This is a genomic window from Streptomyces sp. NBC_00996 (assembly GCF_045162675.1).
Taxonomy (GTDB): Bacteria; Actinomycetota; Actinomycetes; order Streptomycetales; family Streptomycetaceae; genus Streptomyces.
In genome coordinates this window covers 3692138-3703763 of the sequence record NZ_CP108723.1, presented here as the reverse complement: position 1 = coordinate 3703763, position 11626 = coordinate 3692138, and the positions used below count along the sequence as shown (strand labels likewise).

General features: G+C 70.1%; 9 protein-coding genes and 1 tRNA gene. 7 read left to right on the top strand and 3 right to left on the bottom strand.

The features are described from left to right. Positions 1-56: 56 nt before the first annotated feature. Positions 57-230, top strand: coding sequence for a hypothetical protein (locus OG390_RS17580; protein WP_406169012.1), 174 nt, complete (start codon positions 57-59; stop codon positions 228-230). 3 nt (positions 231-233) lie between these two features. Next, complete coding sequence (locus OG390_RS17575; protein ID WP_010986886.1) at positions 234-467, top strand: hypothetical protein; 234 nt, start codon at positions 234-236, stop codon at positions 465-467. Here the strand turns inward: OG390_RS17575 and OG390_RS17570 are convergent. Further along, the gene (locus OG390_RS17570) at positions 436-1620 is read right to left on the bottom strand and encodes a glycosyltransferase 87 family protein (RefSeq protein ID WP_406169011.1); all 1185 of its coding nucleotides are present in this window, start codon (positions 1618-1620) and stop codon (positions 436-438) included. The two genes, OG390_RS17575 and OG390_RS17570, sit on opposite strands and share 32 nt — an antisense overlap. 147 nt (positions 1621-1767) lie before the next feature. Here OG390_RS17570 and OG390_RS17565 point away from each other — a divergent pair. Beyond that, positions 1768-1840 (top strand) — tRNA-Ala (locus OG390_RS17565). 49 nt (positions 1841-1889) lie between these two features. Here OG390_RS17565 and OG390_RS17560 read toward each other — a convergent pair. Further along, positions 1890-3509 (bottom strand): NADH-ubiquinone oxidoreductase-F iron-sulfur binding region domain-containing protein, encoded by a 1620-nt coding sequence (locus OG390_RS17560; RefSeq protein WP_406169010.1) that lies wholly within the window; start codon positions 3507-3509, stop codon positions 1890-1892. Then, positions 3510-4820 (bottom strand): cytochrome b/b6 domain-containing protein, encoded by a 1311-nt coding sequence (locus tag OG390_RS17555; protein WP_406169008.1) that lies wholly within the window; start codon positions 4818-4820, stop codon positions 3510-3512. It lies immediately after the preceding gene. Positions 4821-5253: 433 nt separating this feature from the next. Between OG390_RS17555 and leuS the strand changes: the two genes are divergently transcribed. From leuS to OG390_RS17535, 4 genes are all read left to right on the top strand, one after another. Then, a complete protein-coding gene (gene leuS / locus OG390_RS17550; RefSeq protein ID WP_406169006.1) occupies positions 5254-8142 on the top strand; it encodes a leucine--tRNA ligase in 2889 nt (962 codons plus the stop codon). Positions 8143-8361: 219 nt separating this feature from the next. Next, positions 8362-9084 carry a hypothetical protein gene (locus OG390_RS17545; RefSeq protein ID WP_406177717.1) on the top strand — a complete coding sequence of 241 codons (723 nt, stop codon included), beginning with the start codon at positions 8362-8364 and terminating at the stop codon, positions 9082-9084. Between the two features lie 72 nt (positions 9085-9156). Then, positions 9157-10002, top strand: a complete 846-nt coding sequence (locus tag OG390_RS17540) for a DegV family protein (protein WP_406169004.1) — start codon at positions 9157-9159, stop codon at positions 10000-10002. A 756-nt stretch (positions 10003-10758) separates the two neighbouring features. Further along, positions 10759-11610 carry a helix-hairpin-helix domain-containing protein gene (locus OG390_RS17535; RefSeq protein ID WP_406169002.1) on the top strand — a complete coding sequence of 284 codons (852 nt, stop codon included), beginning with the start codon at positions 10759-10761 and terminating at the stop codon, positions 11608-11610. The last annotated feature ends 16 nt before the right edge of the window (positions 11611-11626 follow it).

Below are 11626 nucleotides of genomic sequence, written 5' to 3'. Positions count from 1 at the left end.
GCCGTGGCAGAATCAAACGGCCGGAAGGGGGCGCGGCCCGACGGGAGGGAGAAGCGATGCCTGCGAGCATCCTCGAGGAGGTCGACATTCTCCTCGAAGTGGCACTGACGCGGAGAAAAGCCACTCTTCTCAACTGCCCTTCCTGCGGATCGGTCCACGTCGCCCAGGTCCTCGGTGACAACGGTGGGATCTCCTACGTGTGCACGGCCTGCGGCCACAGCTGGAGCTGATCGATGGGTGCACACAGGCGGAAGTGCGATTGGTGCGGCAGTGGTACGCCGATCGTCCGCGACATGGAACCGGTCAACCACGACTACCAGTACTGGTGCGAGGAGTGCGCGCGGGCGCTGATCATAAAAGGCGACCCGATCGAGACGTACCGCGAGCTCGAGGGCGAGCCGATCTATGGCCGGCTCCTCGACGAGCACTGCACGCTCAAGCGGTTCTACTCGTTCGCCACAGCCTGAACCCGATGAGGGCCAGGAAGGCGAAACCGGTCGCTACGTAGAGGGCGGACAGCGTCAACTCGGAGCCGTCCTGGTGCAGTTCGAGTCTGCCCGGCCCGTGCGGCACCCACCACAGCGCGTACGTACAGAAGGCCAGGGCCGTGCAGACGGCGGCCGTCCGCCGCGTCGCCGCGAGGACCAGCACCATCGGCAGGCACCACACCCAGTGATGCGACCACGACACCGGACTCACCAACAGCGCTGTCACCGCGCAGGAGGTCGCCGCCCAGGCGCGTCGCCCACGCAGCTCGGCGGCCACGGCGATCGCGAGGCCCCCGACGCCCGCCAGGGCCGCCGTCGCACCCCACCAGACGCCGGGCTCGGTGGTGTGCAGCAGCCGGGCCAGGACGCCGCGCAGCGACTGGTTCGCGGTGTCCTCGACGAGCCCGACCCGGCCCGCCGTGAAGACCATGCGGGTCCAAAAGCGCCACGAGTCGTACGGCAGGACGGCCGCCGCCAGCAGCGTCGCCCCGGCGAACGCGGCTGCGGCCCCCCGCGCATGCCGCAACCACGGCCCACCGGACGCCCGTCTTGTATGCTCCACGACACCGGTGACCAGCAGAAACACCGCGAAGAGCGCGGGCGTCAGCTTGATCGCCGCTGCGATCCCGATGCCCGCTCCGGCACATCGGTGCCCGGGGCGTCGTGACAGGTCCCACAGCACCAGCACGGCGAGCAGCAGATTGATCTGGCCGTACCGCAGCGTCGTCCACACCGGCTCGCACCACACGGCGGCCGCGGCGACCCACCAGACGTACTCCACGCGCGTGTGGCCGCCGAGTCGCAGTGAGAGGGAGACGAACACCACAAGAAGAGCCAGGTTTCCGGCTGTCGCCAGGGGGCGCATGGCCGCCGTGTCCAGCAGTGTCAGCGGTGTGAACAGGAGCGCCGCGAACGGCGGGTACGTGGTGGGCAGATGGGCCTCGGTCGTGCGCAGTGCGTAGAGGTCGCCACCCGCGCGGACGGTCTCGCCCTCCGCGCGGTACACCATCAGGTCGATCATCGACACGTGTGCGGCCCGCTGAGCGCACCAGAAGGCCGCGAACGACAGCAGACACACACCCAGAGCGACGGGCGCACGGCGGCGGACACGAGGGAGTGCGATCACGGTCACGAAGGCCGACACTATCCCGCATGTCCGTATTGTCTGCGCGGGACGGAAACGATTTGGTGGTGCACCCGGAGGACCGTGTAATGTTGGCGTCGCCGCCGGGGAAACCGGGCGACACGGTCAACATGCGGCTCCGCCGCGTGGCCGCAAGGGGCTATAGCTCAGTTGGTAGAGCGCCTGCATGGCATGCAGGAGGTCAGGAGTTCAATTCTCCTTAGCTCCACAGACGTTGAGAGCGGGCCACCCGATCAGGGTGGCCCGCTTCTTCGTGTTCAGCGGCCGCTGCCGAGGGCTCGGCGGCCGCGGCCCTGGGAGAGGACCGGCAGGTTGTTGCGCGCCGGGGCGGCGGACCGGGTGTCCTCCTCGATGCGCAGCGCGAGCGCCGGGCAGCGACGCACAGCACGCAGGGCCTTCGCCTCCGCATACCGGGGCACCGGCGCCTGCGCGACGGTCGGGAAGCCGTCGGCACCCAGCTCGAAAACCTCCGGAAGGATGTCCGCGCACAGTCCGTGACCCCGGCACAGCGTCCAGTCGACGTAGACCTTCTGACGGCTGGGGCCGGCCTCCGGCTGCCCCTGGCCGCCCGGGATGCCTGTAGGGGCCTGGCCGCTCTCGAAGAGCGGCAGAACGCCCTCCACGGGCCTTCCGCAGCCGTTGCCGAGGACGTGCGCGGCCAGGTCGTCCGTGAACGCCTTGATGGTCGACTCGATGAACATCGCCGAGCCGTCCGGGTGCGAGCAGGCGCCGCGCCGCTTCACGGCCTTGGCGACCTGCTTCACGGCCTCCAGGGCCGCCGGGCCGCCGCCATTGAGGATGTCCTCCAGGCCGCGCGCCGCGGCGGGCAGACCCAGGTAGCAGGGCCCGCACTGTCCGGCGCTCTCCTCGGCCAGCCACTGCGCCACCCGCAGTGACTCGCCCAGCGGGCACGTCTGCTGGCTGATCGGGAGGATCGCGCCCGCGCCGAGCGCACCGCCCACGGCGTCCAGGGAGTTGCGCGAGACGATCGCCTCGTCGAGCGCCGCCGCGTCCAGCCACTTGCCGTGGTATCCGCCGGTGAGCACGCCCTGGGGCATGGGCGGGGCGCCGGCGAGCTGGAGCACGTAGCGCAGCGGCACGCCGGTCGGGACCTCGATCACCATGGGACGGGCGACCGCGCCGGAGACGGTGAGCATGACGGTGCCGGGCTCGTCGTACAGGCCCGTGTTGCGGTAGCGGTCGGGGCCGATGCGCGCGGCGATGGCCAGCTGGGCGAACGTCTCGGCGTTGGACAGCAGCGTGGGCGCGCCGCCGACGCCGCTCTGCGACGCGCTGATCTTGCGGCCGGGCGGGATCGCCGGGCCGCCGTCGATGGACCGGATCAGCGAGGCGGCCGCTCCGGTCACCATGCGCACCGGATTGCGCTGCACGCGTGCGCGTAGGGGTGATCCGCGCCGGTTGCTCAGCCCGCGCTCGGCCAGCGCGGCTTCCATCGAGGCCTGCGTGGACGCACGTGTCACTCCGATGACCAGGGTGCGAGCACCCATGGCCTCCGCGGCCAGCAGGGCGCCGTCCAGGATGAGGTGCGGGGCACGGTTGATGAGCACCGTGTCCTTCCGGCAGGCGGGTTCGTCCTCACTTCCGTTGACGACCACCACGGGGCGGATGCCCTTCTGGATGGCCGACTCTGCTACCGAGCGCAGCTTCTTGGCAAAGGGGAAGCCCGCCCCGCCGCGACCCTTCAGGGAGATCGCCTCGGCGAGGCCCGCGAGCTGCTCACCGCCCATGGGTTCGAGCGGCCCGTGCACCTTGAGGTGCATGGGGAGATCCAGTCGTTCAACCAGGTCGAAGCCCGACGTGAGCTGCGGAAGCCCGACGACGCGGACCTCCGGGACGTCGGGCAGGGCCTCGTTCACTTAAAAGCCTCCGGAAGGGGCGTTCCATGGTTCACCGGAGCCAGGAGCGTCGAAGGCGCCCGGCAGTACGTCAGTCGTGGGACCGCTGTCGTACGTGTCGTTGGTGTTGTACGTGCCGTAGGCGGGGTTCGTCTCACCGGTGTCGTACACATCACTCGTGCCGTAGGCATTGGCGGCCGAATTGTCATAGACCGGGATGTTGTATCCCGTGTCGTTGAGCGGGTCGTACGCCGACTGGGGCGCCTCGCCGACAGGGGGCGGGGAGGGGATGGGCCAGCTGCCGGACGTGCTGCTGCCGTCGACGTGCGGGAACGACTCGGTGGGCTGCATGTCCATCGGCATCTGGAAGCGCTCGGTCGGGGTGGCACCGAAGCTGTCTGCGCCGGACGCCCCGCCGGACACCGCCCGGTAGGCGGCCGCGAAGCCGGGCATGCTGCCCGTGGTTGCCGGGTCGGGCGCGGCCTCGTAAAGCGACGAAGGAGACTGGGTGCGCTGCGGGGGCACGAACGAGTCGCCCATGGACTGAGCCTGGGCGGAGCGCGCGGCGAAGCCCGGCAGCGGCGAGTCCGCGACGGCGGCACGGGATGCCTCCAGATCCTCACGGGCGCGGGCGCCGGGGCTGCTGTTCTCCCCGATGATCGCCAGAATCCGGTCGGCGACCTTGCGCTTGACCGGGCCCGAGGCCGAGCGAATTGCCAGGGCGCCCATTACGGCGACCAGGCAGAGGCTGTAGAGCACCGTGACGTACGTCTTCGCGGGGCGTCCCGCGTACAGGCCGTGCACCAGGGCGGAGCACCAGGCCGGATACGCCAGCATGTGCACGGCCCGCCAGCGTGCCGCGACCGGCGCGGGGGACGCGAAAGCGCTGCGCAGCGCGCCGGTGATGGCCGTGAAGATCATGAGCAGGCCGGCCAGGGAGCCGAATCCGATGAGGCCGTTGGTGCCCGTGAGGCCGAGCCCGAAGGGGATCAGTGCGGCGACCAGAGTGGTGTGGTCGAGGGCCAGCTTGACCGTGATGTGCAGCAGGAGGAAGGCGACCGAAGAGACGGCGGTCGTCCTGTGCACAGCCTGGGCGACCAGCCGCTGACGCGTGTTGAGGAACAGCCGGTCGGTGGCGACGAGGCCCCACACCACGGAGCAGGTGAGGGCGACGAGCGACAGCACGCCGGCGCCGAAGTTGAGGAAGTCGCGCAGGCCGTCGCCTCCGACCAGTACGACCATGGGTATGAGCAACAAGGCGGCAGCCGTCAGCGCCCCGTAGGCCGAGCGGCCCGGTCGGGGTAGCGAGCTGTTGTTGCGACGAGGGTTCATGGGGGTACTCCCAACGGTTCGGGGAAGCGGTCCCGAAGCCGCACTCTAGGTCGAGCCATACCGATGAGTACGAGGTTTGAGTTATTGCGTTGTTACCAAAGGGCAATGAGCTCTTTGTGTTGTCCCTTAGCGTCCGTTACGCGAAGTAACTTTTGAATATTGTTCAGATTTTCCGGTGATCGCGTGGCGCTCGGAGGGGTGGCACGGCGTGCCGAACGGTCCCCGGCAAGCTCGTCGCGGCGCCCGTGGGGGCTGCGGTACCCTGACGCCATGCGTGCCGTACGCCTTCTGCTTAGCGAGCCGCGCTGATCAGTCCCGACCGCTGAAGAATCGTGGTCGGAATCGGCGCGGCGTCCCCTCCTGTGCGAGGGGATTTTTCGTTTCTTGAATGTCGCAGCCGCTGGCAGAGACGATCGATGGAGCTTTGAGGATCATGAGCGAGACGACTACCGCTGCCACCGCCGAGATGGCAGCGCCGCACCGCTACACGGCCGCCCTGGCCGCTGAGATCGAGGCACGCTGGCAGGACTTCTGGGACGCCGAGGGCACGTACGAGGCGCCGAACCCGAGCGGTGACCTGGCCGGGGACGCCGGGTTGGTCGCCAAGCCCAAGAAGTTCATCATGGACATGTTCCCGTACCCCTCCGGTGCGGGCCTGCACGTCGGTCACCCCCTGGGCTACATCGCCACCGATGTATTCGCCCGATTCCAGCGGATGACCGGCCACAATGTCCTGCACACCCTGGGCTTCGACGCCTTCGGCCTGCCCGCCGAGCAGTACGCCGTGCAGACGGGCACGCACCCGCGCGTGTCCACCGAGGCCAACATCGAGAACATGAAGGTCCAGCTGCGCGCGCTGGGCCTGGGTCACGACAAGCGCCGGTCGTTCGCCACGATCGACCCGGACTACTACAAGTGGACCCAGTGGATCTTCCTGCAGATCTTCAACTCCTGGTACGACGACGAGGCCAAGAAGGCCCGTCCGGTCTCCGAGCTGGTCGCCCAGCTCGAGAGCGGTGAGCGTGCCGTACCGGCCATCGACGGCACCACGCGCGCGTGGAACGAGCTGAGCGCCGCCGAGCGAGCCGACGTCCTGAGCGGATACCGACTGGCGTACGCCTCCGACGCGCCCGTCAACTGGTGTCCCGGACTGGGCACCGTACTGGCCAACGAGGAGGTCACCGCCGACGGCCGTTCCGAGCGCGGCAACTTCCCCGTCTTCAAGGCCAAGCTGCGCCAGTGGAACATGAGGATCACGGCGTACGCCGACCGGCTGCTGGACGACCTGGATGCGCTGGACTGGCCCGAGGCCATCAAGCTGCAGCAGCGCAACTGGATCGGCCGCTCCGAGGGCGCCCGCGTCGACTTCCCGATCGACGGCGAAGCGATCACGGTCTTCACGACGCGCCAGGACACCCTGTTCGGGGCGACCTACATGGTGCTGGCGCCCGAGCATCCGCTGGTCGAGAAGTTCACCCCGGCCGCCTGGCCCGAGAACACCCACGAGGTCTGGACGGGCGGCCACGCGACCCCGGCCCAGGCCGTCGCCGCCTATCGCGCGCAGGCCGCCTCGAAGTCCGACGTGGAGCGCCAGGCCGAGGCCAAGGACAAGACCGGTGTCTTCACCGGCGCGTTCGCGACCAACCCGGTCAACGGCGAGCAGATCCCCGTCTTCATCGCCGACTACGTACTGATGGGCTACGGCACCGGCGCGATCATGGCCGTCCCGGCGCACGACACCCGCGACTTCGCGTTCGCGCGCGCCTTCGAGCTGCCGATGCGGTGCGTCGTGGAGCCCTCCGACGACCGCGGCACGGACGCGTCGACCTGGGACGACGCCTTCGCCTCGTACGACGCGAAGATCGTCAACTCCTCCAGTGACGAGGTCTCCCTGGACGGCCTGGGCGTCGTCGACGCCAAGGCGCGCATCACGGAGTGGCTGGAGCGCAAGGGCATCGGCGAGGGCACGGTCAACTTCCGGCTGCGTGACTGGCTGTTCAGCCGCCAGCGCTACTGGGGCGAGCCCTTCCCGATCGTCTACGACGAGGACGGCATCGCGCACGCGCTGCCCGAGTCGGGGCTGCCCCTGGAGCTGCCGGAGGTCGAGGACTACTCGCCCCGCACCTTCGACCCGGACGACGCGAACACGTCCCCGGAGACGCCGCTGTCCCGCAACGAGGACTGGGTCGACGTCACCCTGGACCTGGGCGACGGCCGTGGTCCGCAGAAGTACCGCCGCGAGACCAACACCATGCCCAACTGGGCCGGCTCCTGCTGGTACGAGCTGCGCTACCTGGACCCGCACAACGACCAGAAGCTGGTCGACCCGGCCATCGAACAGTACTGGATGGGCCCGCGCGAGGGCCGGCCGCACGGTGGCGTCGACCTGTACGTCGGCGGCGCCGAGCACGCCGTGCTGCACCTCCTGTACGCGCGCTTCTGGTCGAAGGTCCTGTTCGACCTGGGGCACGTCTCCTCGGCCGAGCCGTTCCACAAGCTGTTCAACCAGGGCATGATCCAGGCCTACGTGTACCGCGACAGCCGTGGCATCGCGGTGCCCGCCGCCGAGGTCGAGGAGCGCGACGGCGCGTACTACTACCAGGGCGAGAAGGTCTCCCGGCTGCTGGGCAAGATGGGCAAGTCCCTGAAGAACGCGGTCACTCCGGACGAGATCTGCGCCGAGTACGGTGCGGACACGCTGCGCCTGTACGAGATGGCGATGGGTCCCCTGGACGTGTCCCGGCCGTGGGACACGCGCGCGGTGGTGGGCCAGTTCCGGCTGCTGCAGCGGCTGTGGCGCAACGTCGTCGACGAGGCGACCGGTCAGGTCACGGTCGTCGATTCCGAGCCGGACGAGGAGACGCTGCGTGCTCTGCACAAGGCCATCGACGGCGTACGCCAGGACCTGGAGGGCATGCGGTTCAACACCGCCATCGCCAAGGTCACCGAGCTGAACAACCACCTGACCAAGGCGAGCGGTCCGGTGTCGCGGACGGTCGCCGAGGCTCTGGTGCTGCTGATCGCGCCGCTGGCCCCGCACATCGCCGAGGAACTGTGGCGCAAGCTGGGCCACACCGACTCGGTCGTTCACGAGGACTTCCCGGTCGCCGACCCGGCGTACGTCGTGGACGAGACCGTGACCTGCGTCGTGCAGATCAAGGGCAAGGTCAAGGCGCGCCTGGAGGTCTCCCCGTCGGTCTCCGACGAGGAACTGGAGAAGGTCGCGCTGGCCGACGAGAAGGTCGTCGCGGCGCTGGGTGGCGCGGGGATCCGCAAGGTGATCGTGCGGGCGCCGAAGCTGGTGAACATCGTTACCGCATAGCCGTTTCGGCTGGTGAGCGTGGCGGGTGGGCTTCGGCTCGGCCGCCGCGTCCGTCCGGGCGTGGCCGACTCGGTCTGTCCGGGAGCGGCCGCCTCGGGGTAGTCCCCTACGGGCAGGTTCGGGGTTCTTCCGGAACTCCGAACCTGCCCGCAGCGTTTACCGTTGAAGAGCGCGGCGGCAGCTGTCGCGGCCGGTTGGAGGAGGAGCGTGGTGGGAACCTTGATCACAGTTGTCGCCCTGCTCTTCCTGCTGTTCGTGGTGCTGGGCGCGTATGCCACGGTGAAGGTGATGGGTGCCGCCAAGCGCGGTGTGGACCGCACGATCTCGCAGGCGCGACGCACGGTCGAGGACACCACGCTGCGCGCCAAGACTCTTGCCCAGCCGGGCCCGCTGGGCGAGCTGGCCCAGCTCCGCCTGAAGCTGCGCACCTCGATGCGGGCCACGCAGGACGCGCTGCACGCGGGCGTGGCGGAGGACGAGTCGCTGAAGGAGTCCCTGGGCCTCTTCGAGCGGCTCAGCGTGCACGGGCACGAACTGGACGACGAGCTCAAGCGCCTGGAGACCGAACCCGACCGGGGCGCGCTCGCCTCGCGGCTGCCCGGACTGCGCGAGCGCACCGAGCGGATCACGCAGTCGGCGGACTCGCTGCGCTGGGCCGCGCGCGACCGGGCTCGCCGCTTCGCGGACGACGACCTGGACTCGCTGAGCGCCCAGATAGACGTGGAGGCCGGCGCACTGCGGCACTGGACGACCGAGCCGAAGCCGGCGGCTTCCTGGCCCGAGGCGCCGACGCCGGACGCGGCCACTTCCGGCGGGCAGACCTGGCCGGACAGCCCGGAGTCCCGGACGGCCGAGGAGCCGACGCGCGCCGCCATCACGCCTCCGGGCCGACGCCCCGCCTACCCCTGGCAGAAGAAGCCCCGTCCCGAAAGCACGACTTGATCCGGCCGCTCCAGCCGCAGGTGGGAGGGGCCGGGCTGCCGCCCGCCCGCCCCGACAGGTAACCTCCAGCTCATGTCCCGCCATGTCGCGATCGTCACCGATTCAACGGCCTACCTGCCGCCGCGGACGATGGAGCGTCACGGCATCACAGCGGTGCCCCTGACCGTGGTCCTCGGTGACCAGGCACTTGAAGAGGGCACCGAGATCTCGGCCCGCTCCCTGGCCCAGGCGCTGCAGAAGCGGCGTCCCGTCACGACGTCCCGGCCCAGCCCCGAGCTCTTCGCCGCGACCTACCGCAAGGTTGCCGAGTCCGGCGCCTCCGGCATTGTCTCCCTCCATCTGTCGTCCGAGTTCTCGGGCACATACGACGCCGCGGTACTCGCGGCACGTGAGGCTCCGGTGCCCGTGCGGGTGGTGGACACCGGGATGGTCGCGATGGCCCTAGGGTTCTGCGCCCTGTCCGCGGCTCAGTCCGCGGAGTCCGGCGGCACCATCGATGAAGCGGTCACGGCCGCGGAGAAGCGGGCCGCGGGCACCTCCGCGTACTTCTACGTCGACACCCTCGACTATCTGCGCCGCGGCGGCCGGATCGGGGCCGCGCAGGCGCTGCTGGGCTCCGCGCTCGCGGTGAAGCCGCTGCTGCAGCTGGACGACGGCCGCATCGAACTCCTGGAGAAGGTACGGACGGCGTCCAAGGCGATCGCCCGGCTGGAGGAGATCGTGGCCGAGCGAGCCGGCGGCGCCCAGGTCGACATCGCCGTCCACCACTTGGCCGCCCCTGATCGGGCCTCGGCTCTCGCGGACCGGTTGCGGGAGCGCGTTCCTGGCCTGGCCGATCTGCATGTCAGCGAGGTCGGCGCGGTGATTGGGGCGCACACGGGGCCCGGGCTGCTGGGGGCGGTCGTCTCGCCTCGGTGAGCCCGCGCATCACTCATGTGGGTGGCGGAGTTATCCACAATTGGGCGGTAGCCCACTGGAATTGAGCAAGATCATCGCGAAAGCGCCGAGATGCCCGACCCTCGTCGCATGGCACTTCGATCATCTTCACGCACAGCCACACCCACCAGCGGTCCGGGTCGCGGCCCCGTCTCCGACGGCCGCATCCGCCATCGCCGCCGCCACCCGCGCAGCCGGGCCCGACGCCACGAGGCATCGGCCGAGGCCCTCCGGCTCCGCGCGGAGGCACTCTTCGCCGAAAGAGCCGGAGAACGGCATGAGTTGGGGAACGGACCGCCGGGGGCGGACAGGGATGTGGGAGACGGGCCGCGGGCGAGCACCGCGGTGGGGTTGGGCGTTGCCGATGTGTGGAGACCGGAGAACAGGGTCGGCGAGGCCTTGGGGCGCGGCGGGTCAACGGCGGGTGGGGGACTGCATCCTGATGGCGCCGGAGCACGCGAAAGGCCGAGGACTGACGGCGCCGGCGTACACGGGACGCTGAGGCCTGGTGGCGCCCGGGGCCACGGGCGCTTGAGCTCTGCTCGCGCCCGGGCACGTGGCGTGGTGAATCCTGAAGAGTCGTGGACGTCGGGGGCGCCGGGCTCTGAAGGGGCCTGGGCCCGCGGGTTGCTGGGCTCTGGCGGCTCCCGGGTCAGCGGTGCCGTGGCCGCGGACCGGGACGCACCGGACAGGGGTGCGGCGCCTATCGCGAACGCGAACGCGGACACGCACACCCACGTGGACACGTACACGCCCACGGACGCGCACACAAACGCGCCCACGGACACAAACACGCCCACGGACACGGACGCGCACGCTGACGTCGCTTCGAGTACGGCGGGTTCGGGGGCGGCCTGGCGGGACCGGGTCGGCCCTGCCGTGCGGGAGCGGATGCCGCTGTGGCTGCAGTCGAGGTGCGGTCTTGAGCGCAAGAGCGTGGCCGCACTCACTGTGCTGCTGGTCGTCGCCGCGGTCTTCGCGGTGCAGCACTTCTGGGTCGGCAGGACTCAGTCGGTCCGGGCCCCCGAGGTGGTGCGGGCGGTGCCTCCCTACGGCGGAAGGGCCGGACAGGGGGAGCCGTCGGGCGCGGGACCGGATGCCTCGGCCGGAGCACCGAGCCCCGTTGGCGCGGCAGGGACCGCGATCGTCGTGGACGTCAGCGGCAAGGTGCGCAGCCCTGGGCTCCAACGGTTGCCGTCCGGTTCCCGCGTCGCGGACGCGCTGCGCGCGGCGGGCGGGGTCCGCCCCGGCGCGAACACCGATGGTCTCAACCGCGCGCGCCTCCTCATGGACGGCGAACAGATCGTGGTTGGTGCTCCCGCGCCTGTCGCGGGATCAGGCACAGGCGGGACGGGCTCCGTCGGCCCAGGGGGATCCGCTGCCGGCGTGGCACCCTCCGCTCCGGTCGCGCTCAACACGGCCACAGTGGACCAACTCGACAGTCTCCCGGGCGTCGGCCCCGTCCTGGCCCAGCACATCATCGACTACCGCACCCAGCACGGCGGCTTCCGCTCGGTCGACGAGCTTCGCGAGGTGAATGGAATCGGGGATCGCCGGTTCTCCGATCTTCGGAATCTGGTGCGGCCATGACCGGGCCGGAGGTGCC